Source organism: Burkholderia orbicola, assembly GCF_900100915.1.
Taxonomy (GTDB): domain Bacteria; phylum Pseudomonadota; class Gammaproteobacteria; order Burkholderiales; family Burkholderiaceae; genus Burkholderia; species Burkholderia orbicola.
The window spans coordinates 1,228,025-1,242,394 of the sequence record NZ_FNKW01000001.1 but is presented as its reverse complement, the minus strand read 5'-3'; the positions used below and the strand labels follow the sequence as shown (position 1 = coordinate 1,242,394).

Here is a 14,370-nt window from a genome sequence, read left to right as displayed (position 1 = left end):
GCTCACACCGCGGGGGTGGCGGCGACGGCTTCCGCGATGCTCGTCGTGCCGTCCAGGACGCGCGCGAATGCCGCGTCGCGCAGCGTGCGCACGCCCTCGGCCGCCACGCATTGCGCGAGCTCGCCGACGCTCGCCCGCGCGACGATGCGCTCGGCCAGCCCGGGCGATACCGGCATCGTCTGATGCAGGCCGATGCGGCCGCGATAGCCGATGCCGTGACAGGCGGAACAGCCGCGCGCGACGAACGGCCGCCATCCGGCTGCCAGCGCCGCCGGGTCGCAGCCGGCTTCCCGCAGCGCGTGCGCCGATGCGTCCGAATGCACGCGGCACGCGACGCACAGGCGCCGGACGAGACGCTGCGCGGTGACCAGGTGCAGCGCGGCCGCCAGGTTGTACGGCGCGACGCCGATGTCGAGCAGCCGCGCGACGGCGGCCGGCGCGTCGTTCGTGTGCAGCGTCGACAGCACGAGATGGCCGGTCTGCGCGGCCTTGATCGCGACATCGGCCGTCTCCGCATCGCGAATCTCGCCGACCATGATGACGTCCGGGTCCTGCCGCAACAGCGCGCGCAGCGCCGTCGCGAACGTGAGCCCCGCCTTGTCGGCGACTCCCACCTGGTTGATCCCGTCGAGCTGGATTTCGGCGGGATCTTCCACCGTGCAGACGTTGTGCGCGTCGCGATCGAGCATCTGCAGCGCGCAGTAGAGCGACAGCGTCTTGCCGCTGCCGGTCGGGCCCGTGACGAGCACGAGGCCATGCGGCGCGCGGATCGCGGCCTCCATCGCGGCGGCCTGCCGCGCGTCGAAGCCGAGGTTGGCAAGCGTGAGATCGGGCGGCAGCGTTTCGAGCCGCCGCAGCACGAGCTTTTCGCCGAACAGCGTGGGCAGCGAACTGACGCGGTAGTCGCCGCGCGTGCCGCCGTCGATCGCGATGCGCAGCCGGCCGTCCTGCGGAAGCCGCCGCTCGGCGATGTCCATGCGCGAGAGCACCTTGATCCGCGTGACGAGCGCATCGCGCAGGTGCAGCGGCGGGCGCGCATGTTCATGCAGCACGCCGTCGATGCGCAGACGGATGCGCCAGCCGGCCTCGAACGGCTCGACGTGGATGTCCGACGCGTCGCGCACACGCGCCGCATGCAGCGTGTCCGTCAGCAGGCGTACGGCGGGGGCATCGTCGAGCTGCGCCGCATCGAGGGCATGGGGTGCGGCGGCTGGCACGTCGGAATGCGCGGGCGGCGACTGCGTGTGCAGTGGCGCCCCGGGGGAAGGGAAATGCATGTGAGCCGGCACGCGGGCCGCCTGTTGACCGTGATGCGCAGATGATCGCGCGTCGCGGCCGGCACCGGCAGTCGGCCGTTCGGTTAGCGCGTGGCGGTGCGTCCGGTACGCGTGCCCCGCGGCTTGAAGAGCTTGACGGTGCGCACCGCCTGATCGTCGCTGCGCATCACTTCGAGCATCACGTCGCCGATTTTCAGGCACACGTCGTCTTCCGGAATTTCCTCGAGGATCTCGAGCACCAGTCCGTTCAGCGTCTTCGGCCCGTCGGTCGGCAGCTTCAGGTGCAGCCAGCGGTTCAGTTCGCGCAGCGGCATGCTGGCCGAGACGATGCATTCGCCGTTCTCGTCCCAGCCGCCCGCGCGTTCGCTGCGCGGCATCGACGTCGTGAATTCGCCGATCAGCTCCTCGATGATGTCTTCGGGCGTGACGAGCCCTTCGAGTTCGCCGTACTCGTTGACGACGAGCGCGGTGCGCTGCCGGGTTTCCTGGAAGAACTGGAGCTGCTGAACCACCGGCGTGCCGGACGGCACGTAGTACGGTTCGGCGAGCAGCGCGCGCAGCGTCTCGCGGTCGAAATCCTGGTTGTGCAGCCCGGTGAGCGTCTTGCGCACGTGCAGCACGCCGAGCACCTTGTCGATGTCGCCTTCGTAGACGACCAGGCGGTTGTGGTAGCAGGTTTCGAGCTGATGCAGGATGTCGTCGAGCGGCGCGTAGAAGTTGAGCGACTCGATCTGGCGGCGCGGCACCATCACGTCGTCGACCGTGATGTTCTCGAGGTCGAACAGATTCAGCAGGATGCTGCGGTGCTTGGTCGGCATGAAACTGCTCGATTCGAGCACGATGGCCCGCAACTCGTCGGCCGACATCCGCTGGTCGCGGCCCTTCTTCGTGTTGATGCGCAGCACCCACAGCACGCCGTTCGCGAGCGCATTGACGAACCAGACGACCGGCTTGAACACGCGCATCAGCGGGGCGATCACGAGACTCGCCGGCAGCGCGATGCGTTCGGGGAACGTCGCGCCGACGATCTTCGGGGCGATTTCCGCGAACACGATGATCAGGAACGCGACGACGCCGGTCGCGATCGACAGCGCGAGGTTGTTGCGGCCGAACGTGTGGAGCGCGAGCGACGTCGTGAGGACCGGGATGATCGTGTTGAACAGGTTGTTGCCGATCAGGATCACGCTCAGCAGCAAGTCAGTGCGCGTGAGCAGCCCCTGCGTGGTTTTCGCGCCGAGTGCGCCCTGACCGGCGAGGTGCTTCAGCCGATGGCGATTGAGCGCCATCATCGCGGTCTCGGAAATGGAAAAGAAGCTGGAACAGAGGAGAAGCAGGAAGACGGCGCCGATTTGCGCCCATAAGGGAATTTGGTCCACGCGTTGGAAAGGGCAGTGAAGGACAGGGATGGGGGAAATATAGCAGAGGCCGGCGACCGCGATGTGTCGCGCGCGATACAAGGGGTTCGCGGCGGCCGGACGAAAAAAAACCGTGCACACGGTGCACGGTTTTTTTAAATCTGGTCGGGGTGAGAGGATTCGAACCTCCGGCCTCTACGTCCCGAACGTAGCGCTCTACCAGGCTAAGCTACACCCCGATTTTTGCTCTTCGGACTTCGCCGTCTTCGTGAAGATTTCTGCGTCGTCTCAAGCAAGAACGTAACTATAACGATGTTTTTTCTAAAAGGGAATACTTTGACGAAGAAAATTTTCGAGACAGAGCATTGCTTCCCGTTCGCGGCGTGTTCATGACTGCCGCGACGTCGAGTACGAGCACAACCCGAGCAGGCTTTCCTTGTAGATCGAATCGGGGAACGCGGCAATCGCTGCTGCTGCCGCCTGCGCTTCCTGACGTGCACATTCGAGCGTGTGATCGAGCGCACCCGAGCGCGTGATCGCTTCGAAAATCGTGTCGAAGCGATCGGTGCCGCCCTGTTCGATCGCCTCGCGTGCGAGCGCCGACTGTTCGGGCGTGCCGCGTTCGATCAGATAGATGAGCGGCAGCGTCGGCTTGCCTTCGCGCAGGTCGTCGCCGGCATTCTTGCCCATCGCCTCGGCGGTGCCGGCGTAGTCGAGCCAGTCGTCCATGATCTGGAATGCGGTGCCGATCCGGCGGCCGTATTCGGCGGCGGCGGCCTCGGTGGGCGCATCGGCGCCCGCGAGCACCGCGCCCAGGCGCGCCGACGCCTCGAACAGCTTCGCCGTCTTGTAGCGGATCACCTGCATGTAGCGCGTTTCGTCGACGTCCGCATCGTGCATGTTGAGGAGCTGCAGCACCTCGCCTTCGGAAATGATCGTCGTCGCTTCGGACAGGATCTCCATCACGCGCATCTTGCCGACGCCGACCATCATCTCGAACGAGCGCGAGTAGAGGTAATCGCCTACCAGCACGCTCGCCGCGTTGCCGAACAGCGCATTGGCGGTCTGGCGGCCGCGGCGCAGTTCGGATTCGTCGACGACGTCGTCATGCAGCAGCGTGGCCGTGTGGATGAACTCGACGACGGCGGCCAGCACGTGCCGCTGGTGCGACGTTTCGCCGAGCGCGCCGGCGACGAGCAGCAGCAACGCCGGACGCAGCCGCTTGCCGCCCGCGCCGATGATGTACTCGGCGATCTGGTTGATCAGCAGCACGTCGGACGCGAGGCTTTGCCGGATAACGCGATTCACCTGCTCCATGTCGCTGGTGATCGGGGCGAGCAGGTGGGCGGCGCTGAGGGTGGGGGAGGCGGTGGACGACGACATGATGATGGAATTGGGTGATGCGGCGGATTATAAGTCGAATCCGCGATATGCCGGTCTGTCAGACGTGCCGGCGGCGCGATTTTGGCCGTCCGGCAGAGGCCCGCGCGCGGTAATCGTCAATCGGTTTTGACTTCGGTGCTAACCCCATGTATAATCACGTGTTTTCCGCGCGTGGTGTGCGGAAAAATTGGATCCAGAGTGAGGTTCTCAATGTACGCGGTCATAAAAACCGGCGGCAAGCAGTACAAGGTTGCCGTTGGCGAAAAACTCAAAGTAGAACAGATACCGGCTGACATTGACGCTGAAATCACGCTCGACCAGGTTCTCGCAGTGGGCGAAGGCGAATCGATTAAGTTCGGTACGCCGCTGGTCAGTGGGGCTTCCGTCAAGGCCACCGTTGTGTCGCACGGTCGTCATGCCAAGGTCACCATCTTCAAGATGCGTCGCCGGAAGCACTACCAAAAGCACGGCGGCCACCGCCAGAACTACACTGAGCTGCGCATCGACGCGATCAACGCGTAAGCGCCTCGGTAAAGGAGCAATCAGATGGCACACAAAAAGGCAGGCGGCTCTTCCCGGAACGGCCGCGACTCCGAGTCGAAACGTCTCGGCGTGAAAGTGTACGGCGGCCAGGCAATCAATGCCGGCGGCATCATCGTGCGTCAGCGCGGTACGCGCATGCACGCTGGCGAGAACGTCGGCATGGGCAAGGATCACACCCTGTTCGCGCTGGTCGACGGTCACGTCAAGTTCGCGACGAAGGGCGCGGACAAGAAGCATCTGGTCATCGTCGTCCCGGCGGCTGCCTAAGTCAGGCACCCACGGGCTTCGTAGCCGAAAGGCCCCGCAGTCTTCGCGGGGCCTTTTTTATTGGGTCGCCGCCCGCAAGTGCGGGCCGGCGACCCTCGCGCAACCGGCGTACGATCGGCCGAACGGCAGATTGTTCAAGCGTGCCGGCGCGCGGCACAATAGCGGAAATACTGGGCGGAGTGACGAATGAAGTTCATTGACGAAGCACGAATCGAAGTCATCGCCGGCGACGGAGGCGATGGCAGCGCGTCGATGCGCCGCGAGAAATTCGTCCCGTTCGGCGGGCCGGACGGTGGCGACGGCGGCCGGGGCGGTAGCGTTTACGCGATCGCCGACCGCAACATCAACACGCTGATCGACTACCGTTACGCGAAGAAGCACCTCGCGCGCAACGGCGAAAACGGCCGCGGCTCGGATTGCTACGGCAAGGGCGGCGACGATGTCACGCTGCGCATGCCGGTCGGCACGATCATCAGCGACATGGATACGGGCGAGCTGATCGCCGACCTGACCGAGCACGACCAGCAGGTAATGCTCGCGCAGGGCGGCGCCGGCGGTCTCGGCAACCTGCATTTCAAGTCGAGCACGAACCGCGCGCCGCGCCAGAAGACGGACGGCAAGCCGGGCGAGCGGCGCATGCTCAAGCTCGAGCTGAAGGTGCTCGCCGACGTCGGTCTGCTCGGCATGCCGAACGCGGGCAAGTCGACCTTCATCTCGTCGGTGTCGAACGCGAAGCCGAAGATCGCCGACTACCCGTTCACGACGCTCGCGCCGAATCTCGGCGTGGTGCGGGTCGGCCCGAGCAAGAGCTTCGTGATCGCCGATATCCCGGGGCTGATCGAAGGGGCGGCCGAAGGCGCGGGCCTCGGGCATCAATTCCTGCGTCACCTGCAGCGCACCGGCGTGCTGCTGCATCTGGTCGATCTCGCGCCGTTCGACGAAAGCGTCGATCCGGTCGCGGAAGCGACGGCGATCGTCGGCGAACTGCGCAAGTACGACGAGGCGCTCTACGAGAAGCCGCGCTGGCTCGTGCTCAACAAGCTGGACATGGTGCCGGAAGACGAGCGCGAGGCGCGCGTCGCGGATTTCCTTGACCGCTTCGGCTGGGACGGCCCCGTGTTCGAGATCTCGGCACTGACGGGCCAGGGCTGCGAAGCGCTGTGCTACGCGATCTACGACTACCTCTCCGAACATTCGGACGCGCATCGCGCGGCGGAGGCGGAGGATCTCGCGGCCGACGTGCGTTTCCGCGATGCGCCGCCGGCGAAGGGCGGTGCGACGCCGGGCGACGACGCCTGAACGTTTGCTAACGCGCCGGGCGTGCCGCCCGGCGTTGGCGTTCAATCGCGCCTAGCCCGGGCAGGCATCAGATACAGGAGACAGTGCAGGATGCGTTCGATCATCGCGGATTCGAAGCGATTGGTGGTGAAAGTGGGCTCGAGCCTCGTGACCAACGACGGCAAGGGGCTCGATCATGCTGCAATCGGCCGCTGGGCAGCCCAGATCGCGGCGCTGCGTGCGCAGGGCAAGGAAGTCGTGCTCGTCAGCTCGGGCGCGATTGCCGAAGGCATGCAGCGGCTCGGCTGGAGCAAGCGGCCGCGGGAAATCGACGAGCTGCAGGCCGCCGCCGCGGTCGGGCAGATGGGGCTCGCGCAAGTCTACGAGAGCCGCTTCACCGAGCACGGCATCCGCACCGCGCAGATTCTGCTCACGCACGCCGATCTGGCGGATCGTGAGCGCTACCTGAACGCGCGTTCGACGCTGCTCACGCTGCTGCGGCTCGGCGTCGTGCCGATCATCAACGAGAACGACACGGTCGTCACCGACGAAATCAAGTTCGGCGACAACGACACGCTCGGCGCACTCGTCGCGAATCTGATCGAAGGCGATGCGCTGATCATCCTCACCGACCAGTCGGGGCTGTTCACGGCCGATCCGCGCAAGGACCCGAACGCGACGCTCGTCGGCGAGGCCAATGCGGGCGCACCGGAGCTCGAGGCGATGGCGGGCGGGGCCGGTTCGAGTCTCGGCCGCGGCGGGATGCTGACGAAGATCCTCGCGGCGAAGCGGGCGGCCCACAGCGGCGCGAATACCGTGATCGCGAGTGGCCGCGAGGCCGACGTGCTCGTCCGTCTGGCGGCCGGCGAGGCGATCGGCACGCAACTGATCGCACGTACCGCGCGGATGGCGGCACGCAAGCAATGGATGGCCGACCATCTGCAGGTGCGCGGCCACGTCGTGATCGATGCGGGCGCGGTCGAGAAGCTCACGGCCGGCGGCAAGAGCCTGCTGCCGATCGGCGTGATCGACGTGCAGGGCGCGTTCGCGCGCGGCGAAGTGATCGCGTGCGTCGGCCCGGACGGGCGCGAGGTGGCGCGCGGGCTCACGAACTACAGCAGCGCGGAAACGAAGCTGATTCACCGCAAGCCGAGCGGCGAGATCGAGACCGTGCTCGGCTACATGCTGGAGCCCGAACTGATTCATCGCGACAACCTCGTGCTGGTGTAATCGCCGGCCGGGTTTCGTCGTTCAAATGAAAAAGCCCGCGCGATGCGGGCTTTTTTGTGCGGCGGACGATGCGGGCGGCCCGCATCGCGTGCCGTCAGCGCAACTGCGTCATCGCGGTGCGGTGGAACCGGATGTTTTCGAGAATCTGCCGGGTCGAGCCCTGCGGCATCTTGTTCGAGCAGAAGTAGTCCTGGTAGAGCGCGGAGTGGTAGGCGTTGAGCTCACCGTTCTCGATGCGCCGCCAGTCGTTTTCCACCGTGCGATCCCAGCCGTTGTGGTCGGAGTTCAGGCCGGCGTACTGGCGCCATTCGTAGGTGTCGCAGCGGATGCCTTCGTAGTTCACGTTGCGTGCACCGGCCGGGCTCGTGACGACGACCGCGTAGCGCACGACGCCGTCGGTGCCGACCTCGAGCGATTTCGCATCGACGAAGAACTTGAGCGGCGTGTTCTGCGACACGTTGAACGGCAGCAGATCGCCCGTTTGCGGCAGCGGCGGCAGCGTGTCGACGGCGTTTTCCTTCCAGGTTCCCTGACGATCGAGCAGGTACACGAACTCGCTGTCGTCCTTGTTGGACGGCGCTTTCGAGTTCGCGCAGCCGGCCAGGGCGGCCATCGCGGCGATCGATGCGAGCGCGAGAGCAATCGCTTTCAATATGCATTCCTCGTAAAAAAAGGGCGCGACACCAAGGTCGCGCCCGGTCATGCAGTCCGACTCGTCATTTGCCGACGATCACGTGGGGCGGCATCTCGTCGAGCGTGCTCGCTTCCACTTCGATCTCCGAACAGACTACCGATGTGTCGACAATCGTCAGCGTCTGGGCCTGTGCGCCAATGACGCGCGGATAGCGCGACACACGCGGCCCGCGCGGCTTCTCGGCTCGCTGCGCCGGGCGGCGCAGGAAGCGCGACAGTTCCGTCAGCGCCAACTGATAGACATCCCGCTTGAACTCGATCACCGCATCGAGCGGCACCCAGTACTCGTTCCAGCGCCACGCATCGAACTCCGGGTGGTCGGTCGCGCGCAAGCAAATGTCGCAATCGCGTCCGACCATCCGCAGCAGGAACCAGATCTGCTTCTGGCCGCGGTAATGACCGCGTACTTCGCGTTTGATGAACTTGTCAGGCACCTCGTAACGCAACCAGTCGCGAGTGCGGCCGATTATCTTGACGTGTTCCGGATGCAGGCCCGTTTCCTCGTGCAGTTCCCGGTACATCGCCTGCATGGGGGTCTCGCCGTACTTGATCCCACCTTGAGGAAACTGCCAGGAATGCTCGCGGAGCCGCTTGCCCCAAAACACCTCGTTGCGCGCGTTCAAGAGGATGATGCCGACGTTCGGGCGAAAGCCTTCACGATCCAGCATACAACCACCTTCGAATCCTTTAAAATTGCTTTGATTATAAACAGATAACGGGCGCTGCGCACCGTGACGGAGCGAATCCGCGCGGGGTACACCGGCTGAATTGTCCCTGATTAGTCTGCTACGTCGTCTGCGCCATCGTCGTCCCTCGTTGTTCGCCGCGCGCAGCTTTTTCACCTTGAAACTTTTTCGGGCGCCCCGCCTGGGGGCGCCGTTTTTGGAACCGTCCGCATGAAAGCTTCCCGTTTCTTTATCGGCACCCTGAAAGAGGCACCCGCCGACGCAGAGATCGTCAGCCACAAGCTGATGGTCCGCGCCGGCATGATCCGTCGCGTCGCCGGCGGCATCTACAACTACCTGCCGGTCGGCCTGCGTTCGATTCGCAAGGTCGAGGCGATCGTGCGCGAGGAAATGAACCGGGCGGGCGCCATCGAGCTGCTGATGCCGGCCGTGCAGCCGGCCGAGCTGTGGCAGGAGTCGGGCCGCTGGGAGCAGTACGGCCCCGAGCTGCTGCGCTTCAAGGACCGCAAGGACAACGATTTCGTGATCGGGCCGACGCACGAGGAAGTCGTCACCGACATCGCGCGCAACCAGATCAAGAGCTACCGGCAGATGCCGGTGAATTTCTACCAGATCCAGACGAAGTTCCGCGACGAGATCCGTCCGCGCTTCGGCGTGATGCGCGGCCGCGAATTCATCATGAAGGACGCGTATTCGTTCGACAAGGATGCGGCCGGCCTGAACGAGTCGTATCGCAAGATGTACGACGCGTACGTGCGCATCTTCACGCGCCTCGGCCTCGAGTTTCGCGCGGTGGCGGCCGACAGCGGCTCGATCGGCGGCAACTTCTCGCACGAGTTCCACGTGATCGCCGACACCGGCGAGGACGCGATCGCCTACTGCCCGACGTCCGAATTCGCGGCGAACGTCGAGGCGGCCGAAGCGCTGCCGCTGATTGCCGAGCGCGCGGCGCCCGCCGAAGCGATGGAAAAGGTCGCGACGCCCGGCAAGGCGAAGTGCGAGGCCGTCGCCGAACTGCTGTCGATCCCGCTCGAGCGCACGATCAAGTCGATCGTGCTCGCGACCGACAACGAAGGCGCCGAGCCGACCATCTGGCTCGTGATGCTGCGCGGCGATCACGACCTGAACGAGATCAAGGTGTCGAAGCTGCCGGGCCTGAAGAACCACCGCTTCGCGACCGAGCAGGAAATCGTCGAGTGGTTCGGCACACCGCCGGGCTACCTCGGCCCGGTCGGCACGAAGAAGCCCGTGAAGGTGATCGCGGACCGCACGGTCGCGAACATGAGCGACTTCGTCGTCGGCGCGAACGAGGTCGACTATCACATCGCCGGCGTGAACTGGGGCCGTGACCTGCCGGAGCCGGAAGTCGCCGACGTGCGCAACGTGAAGAAGGGCGACCCGTCGCCGGACGGCAAGGGCGCGATCGACATCTGCCGCGGCATCGAAGTCGGCCATGTGTTCCAGCTCGGCACCAAGTACTCGGAAGCGATGGGCGCGACGTTCCTCGACGAGTCGGGCAAGCCGCAGCCGATGCTGATGGGCTGCTACGGCGTCGGCATCACGCGCATTCTCGGCGCGGCGATCGAACAGAACTTCGACGACAAGGGGATCATCTGGCCCGAGTCGATCGCACCGTTCGAGGTCGTGCTGTGCCCGATGGGCTATGACCGCAGCGACATGGTGCGCGAGACGGCCGACAAGCTGTACGCGGAACTCGTCGCGGCCGGTATCGACGTGATCCTCGACGATCGCGGCGAGCGCCCGGGCGTGATGTTCGCCGACTGGGAGCTGATCGGCGTGCCGCATCGTCTGGTGATCGGCGAGCGCGGCCTGAAGGAAGGCAAGATCGAGTACCAGGGCCGCCGCGATGCCGAAGCGACGCTGCTGCCGGCCGACACGGCCGCGGCGGCGGTCGCGGAGAAGATCCGCGCCGCGCTCGCGCACTAAGCGCGGCGACCGGGCGACACGATGGAATACACGTTCCTGTCGGCCACCGTGCTCCTCGTGCTGATCACGGATCCGCTCGGCAACATCCCGCTGTTCATTTCGGCGATGCGGGATGTGCCGCGCGAGCGGCGCGTGAAGCTGATCCTGCGCGAAGTGGGGATCGCGTTCGTGATCCTGCTGTTCTTCATGCTGGTCGGCGACCGCTTCCTGAGGATGATGAGCCTCACCGACCTGTCGCTGCGGCTCGGCGGCGGGATCGTGCTGTTCCTGATCGCGCTGCGGATGATCTTCCCGCATCCGGACGGCGCGCTCGGCAGCGATCCGCGCGCGGGCGGCGAGCCGTTCATCGTCCCGCTCGCGATTCCGGCGCTGGCTGGGCCGTCCGCGCTCGCGACGGTGATGCTGATGACGTCGCAGGCGCCCGGCAAGATGCTCGAGTGGGTCGGCGCGCTGACGGTCACGATGATCGTCTGCGCGATCACGCTGGTGCTGGCCGAGCGGATTCAGCAGTGGCTCGGCGAGCGGACGGTCGCCGCGTTCGAGCGGCTAATGGGTCTCGTGCTGGTCGCGATCTCGGTCGAGATGCTGCTGGCCGGCATCCGCGCGTTCGTGCACCAGTTATAACGCAGGCGGCACGCACGAAAAAAAGCGGCGCTCCGGGCAACCGGAGCGCCGCTTTCCATTTATATAGCAGGCCGGGCGGCGATCAGACGTTCGCGGTCAGCGCGCGGATCGTCGGCAGGTTGCGCCAGTAGCCCTTCGCGTCCATCCCGCAGCCGAACACGTAGCGGTCCGGCACCGAGAAGCCGCAGAAGTCGGGGTGCAGCGGTTTCGCCTTCGCGAGCGTCTTCTCGCACAGCACGGCCGACATGAAGCGCTGCGCGCCCATGTCGAGGATGCGGTCGCGGATCGCGGCCATCGTCTCGCCTTCGTCGAGGATGTCGTCGAGTACGAGCACGATGCGGTCCTTCACCGATTCGCGCGGCGCGACGCGCCAGTGCATCTCCGGGCTGCCCTGCGTCGTGTTGCGGTAGCGGGTCAGGTGGATGTAGTCGAATTCGAGCGGGAAATCGAGATGCGGCAGCAGCATCCCGGTAAACACCGCGGCGCCGCCCATCACCGAGAGAACGAGCGGGAACGCGTCGCCGATTTCGGCGCGGATCGCGTCGGCCATCTTCGAGATCGACGCGTTGACGGCGTCGGCCGAGACGATCTCTTCGGAGTGGTCGAAAATGTGGAGGGCTTCTTCGCGGTTCATGTGTTCTGGCGGGCAGTCGGTATACAAATAAGGATGAAGCAGAACGGCAGGCGCGCGCTACGGCAAAAACCCGCGCGCCGGCCGACGGACGAAATCAGCGCATGCCGGGCATCATGCCCTTCAGGCCGCGCATCATCTTCTGCATGTTGCCGCCCTTCAGCTTCTTCATCATCGTACGCATCTGGTCGTACTGGTTCAGCATCCGGTTGACTTCCTGCACCGGCACGCCCGCGCCGGCTGCGATGCGGCGCTTGCGCGTCGCCTTGATGATTTCGGGTTTCGCGCGCTCGGCGGGCGTCATCGAGCTGATGATGCCTTCCATCCGGCGGATCGACTTTTCGGCCTGACCCATGTCGGCGCCGGCCGCCGCCTGCTGGAACTGCGCGGGGAGTTTGTCCATCAGCGACGACAGGCCGCCCATGTTCTTCATCTGCGAGATCTGCGCGCGGAAATCGTTCAGGTCGAAGTCGCCGCCTTTCTTGACCTTGTCGGCGAGCTTCTGCGCGGCCTGGACATCGACGCCGCGCTGCGCTTCCTCGACGAGCGCGAGGATGTCGCCCATGCCGAGGATCCGGTTCGCCATCCGGTCGGGGTGGAACACCTCGAGGCCGTCGAGCTTCTCGGCGACGCCGACGAACTTGATCGGCTTGCCCGTGACGTGGCGCACCGACAGCGCGGCGCCGCCGCGCGAATCGCCGTCGAGCTTGGTCAGCACGACGCCGGTGAGCGGCAGCGTGTCGTTGAACGCCTTCGCGGTGTTGACCGCGTCCTGGCCGAGCATCGCGTCGACGACGAACAGCGTTTCGGCCGGCTTCAGCGTGCCGTGCAGCGCGGCGATTTCCTGCATCATCGCCTCGTCGATGCCGAGGCGGCCGGCCGTGTCGACGAGCAGCACGTCATGGTAGTGGCGCTTCGCCCAGTCGACGGCGGCGAGCGCGATGTCGACGGGCTTCTGGTCCGGCGTGGACGGGAAGAAGTCGGCGCCGACCTGCTCGGTCACCGTTTTCAGCTGCATGATCGCGGCCGGGCGATACACGTCGCACGACACGGTCAGCACCTTCTTCTTGTACTTCTCGCGCAGCAGCTTCGCGAGCTTGCCGACGGTCGTGGTCTTGCCGGCGCCCTGCAGGCCGGCCATCAGGATCACGGCGGGCGGCGTGACCGCGAGGTTCAGCTCGGCGGCCTTGCCTTCGTAGTCGCCGCCGATCACGGCGGTCAGTTCCTTCTGGACCACGCCGACGAGCGCCTGGCCCGGCGACAGGCTGCTGATCACTTCTTCGCCGAGCGCCTTTTCCTTGACCTTGGCGATGAATTCGCGGACGACCGGCAGCGACACGTCGGCTTCCAGCAGCGCGAGACGCACCTCGCGGAGCATCTCCTGCGTGTTCGCCTCGGTGAGCCGGGCTTCGCCGCGCAGCGTCTTGACGACGCGCGCCATCCGTTGAGTGAGATTGTCGAGCATGGGGAGCGTTGGACAGTGGGGCCCGAAGGCGCGGCGGAACCGAACAAAAGGGAGCCGTCGCGGGAAGGGGGCCTAGTGTAAACTTCGAACATGGATATTGTACTGTATGCCCTCACCGCATTCCTGTACGGCGGCCTCGCCGTCGCAGGCTGGCGTACGCACCGTCAGGGCGCGACGCCGCTCGTCGCGAGCGTGCCGGCCGTGCCGGTTCCCGCGTCCGCCGCGTCCGGGATGAGCGGGGCCGGCCGCGCGCTGCTGTTCGCCGCACTGCTCGCGCACGGCGTGCTGCTGCACATGACCATCTTTCCGAACGACGCGATGGTGTTCGGCTTCGCGTTCGCGCTGTCCGCGATGTTCTGGCTCGGCGCCGGCATCTACTGGATCGAGAGCTTTTTCTTCCCGCTCGACAGCCTGCGCCTGCTGGTGCTGCCGCTCGCGTGCGGCGCGTCGCTGCTGCCGCTCGTGTTCGGCGGCGTGCGGGTGCTGCCTTATGCCGCGGCACCGCTGTTCAAGCTGCACTTCCTGATCGCGAACATCGCGTACGGCCTCTTCGCGATCGCCGCGCTGCACGCGGTCCTGATGCTGATGGTCGAGCGGCGCCTGCAGTCGCTGCGTAGCGGCGGGCGCGACGGCTCGACCGGCTGGATCGCGAGCTGGCTCGAAACGCTGCCGCCGCTGCTCACGCTCGAGAAGCTGCTGTTCCGCCTGATCGGCGCCGGCTTCGTGCTGCTGACGCTGACGCTCGCGTCGGGCATCCTGTTCAGCGAGCAGGTCGATGCGCGCGCGCTGCGGCTCGACCACAAGACGGTGTTCGCGATCCTGTCGTGGCTGATGTTCGGCGGCCTGCTGGTGGCCCGCAAGACGTCGGGCTGGCGCGGGCGCGGCGCCGCGCGCTGGGTGCTCGTGTCGTTCGCCGCGCTGTTGCTCGCGTACGTCGGCAGCCGGTTTGTTTTCGAGGTGCTGCTGCACCGCTCCGTGGTTTGACCGCAGG

14 protein-coding genes and 1 tRNA gene are annotated in these 14,370 nt (G+C 65.8%); 7 read left to right on the top strand and 8 right to left on the bottom strand.

The genetic code is table 11. From position 1 onward, the window contains the following. Positions 1–2: 2 nt before the first annotated feature. The 4 genes from BLS50_RS05880 to BLS50_RS05865 all read right to left on the bottom strand — a co-directional run bounded on the left by BLS50_RS05880 (position 3) and on the right by BLS50_RS05865 (position 4,015). Positions 3–1,277, bottom strand: coding sequence for a GspE/PulE family protein (locus tag BLS50_RS05880; protein WP_074801358.1), 1,275 nt, complete (start codon positions 1,275–1,277; stop codon positions 3–5). A gap of 83 nt (positions 1,278–1,360) precedes the next feature. After that, entirely contained in the window at positions 1,361–2,653 is a 1,293-nt protein-coding gene (locus tag BLS50_RS05875; protein ID WP_027812945.1) for an HlyC/CorC family transporter, read from the bottom strand. 141 nt (positions 2,654–2,794) lie between these two features. Continuing rightward, positions 2,795–2,871, bottom strand: a tRNA-Pro gene (locus BLS50_RS05870). 148 nt (positions 2,872–3,019) lie between these two features. Next, positions 3,020–4,015 carry a polyprenyl synthetase family protein gene (locus BLS50_RS05865; RefSeq protein WP_011544516.1) on the bottom strand — a complete coding sequence of 332 codons (996 nt, stop codon included), beginning with the start codon at positions 4,013–4,015 and terminating at the stop codon, positions 3,020–3,022. Between the two features lie 210 nt (positions 4,016–4,225). Here BLS50_RS05865 and rplU point away from each other — a divergent pair, with 210 nt between their 5' ends. The 4 genes from rplU to proB all read left to right on the top strand — a co-directional run bounded on the left by rplU (position 4,226) and on the right by proB (position 7,333). Next, positions 4,226–4,537 carry a 50S ribosomal protein L21 gene (rplU, locus tag BLS50_RS05855; protein WP_006025184.1) on the top strand — a complete coding sequence of 104 codons (312 nt, stop codon included), beginning with the start codon at positions 4,226–4,228 and terminating at the stop codon, positions 4,535–4,537. 24 nt (positions 4,538–4,561) lie between these two features. Beyond that, complete coding sequence (gene rpmA / locus BLS50_RS05850; protein WP_006476999.1) at positions 4,562–4,825, top strand: 50S ribosomal protein L27; 264 nt, start codon at positions 4,562–4,564, stop codon at positions 4,823–4,825. Positions 4,826–5,011: 186 nt separating this feature from the next. Then, positions 5,012–6,124, top strand: a complete 1,113-nt coding sequence (gene obgE / locus BLS50_RS05845) for an Obg family GTPase CgtA (protein ID WP_006476998.1) — start codon at positions 5,012–5,014, stop codon at positions 6,122–6,124. 90 nt (positions 6,125–6,214) lie between these two features. Continuing rightward, positions 6,215–7,333 carry a glutamate 5-kinase gene (gene proB, locus BLS50_RS05840; protein ID WP_006476997.1) on the top strand — a complete coding sequence of 373 codons (1,119 nt, stop codon included), beginning with the start codon at positions 6,215–6,217 and terminating at the stop codon, positions 7,331–7,333. A gap of 94 nt (positions 7,334–7,427) precedes the next feature. Here proB and BLS50_RS05835 read toward each other — a convergent pair whose 3' ends face one another. Both BLS50_RS05835 and BLS50_RS05830 read right to left on the bottom strand, forming a co-directional pair. Then, complete coding sequence (locus BLS50_RS05835) at positions 7,428–8,036, bottom strand: CNP1-like family protein (protein ID WP_006476996.1); 609 nt, start codon at positions 8,034–8,036, stop codon at positions 7,428–7,430. A 13-nt stretch (positions 8,037–8,049) separates the two neighbouring features. Further along, complete coding sequence (locus BLS50_RS05830) at positions 8,050–8,694, bottom strand: RNA pyrophosphohydrolase (RefSeq protein ID WP_006476994.1); 645 nt, start codon at positions 8,692–8,694, stop codon at positions 8,050–8,052. Between the two features lie 228 nt (positions 8,695–8,922). Here BLS50_RS05830 and BLS50_RS05820 point away from each other — a divergent pair, with 228 nt between their 5' ends. Then, positions 8,923–10,659 carry a proline--tRNA ligase gene (locus BLS50_RS05820; RefSeq protein WP_074801353.1) on the top strand — a complete coding sequence of 579 codons (1,737 nt, stop codon included), beginning with the start codon at positions 8,923–8,925 and terminating at the stop codon, positions 10,657–10,659. Positions 10,660–10,680: 21 nt separating this feature from the next. Then, on the top strand, positions 10,681–11,283 hold the full coding sequence (locus BLS50_RS05815) for a MarC family protein (protein ID WP_011694138.1): 603 nt from the start codon (positions 10,681–10,683) through the stop codon (positions 11,281–11,283). Between the two features lie 82 nt (positions 11,284–11,365). Here the strand turns inward: BLS50_RS05815 and BLS50_RS05810 are convergent, their stop codons facing one another. Together BLS50_RS05810 and ffh are read right to left on the bottom strand one after the other, a co-directional pair. Further along, a complete protein-coding gene (locus tag BLS50_RS05810) occupies positions 11,366–11,917 on the bottom strand; it encodes a hypoxanthine-guanine phosphoribosyltransferase (RefSeq protein ID WP_006489240.1) in 552 nt (183 codons plus the stop codon). 94 nt (positions 11,918–12,011) lie between these two features. After that, complete coding sequence (gene ffh / locus BLS50_RS05805; protein WP_006476982.1) at positions 12,012–13,379, bottom strand: signal recognition particle protein; 1,368 nt, start codon at positions 13,377–13,379, stop codon at positions 12,012–12,014. A 90-nt stretch (positions 13,380–13,469) separates the two neighbouring features. Here ffh and BLS50_RS05800 point away from each other — a divergent pair, with 90 nt between their 5' ends. Further along, entirely contained in the window at positions 13,470–14,363 is an 894-nt protein-coding gene (locus BLS50_RS05800; protein WP_012327868.1) for a cytochrome C assembly family protein, read from the top strand. The last annotated feature ends 7 nt before the right edge of the window (positions 14,364–14,370 follow it).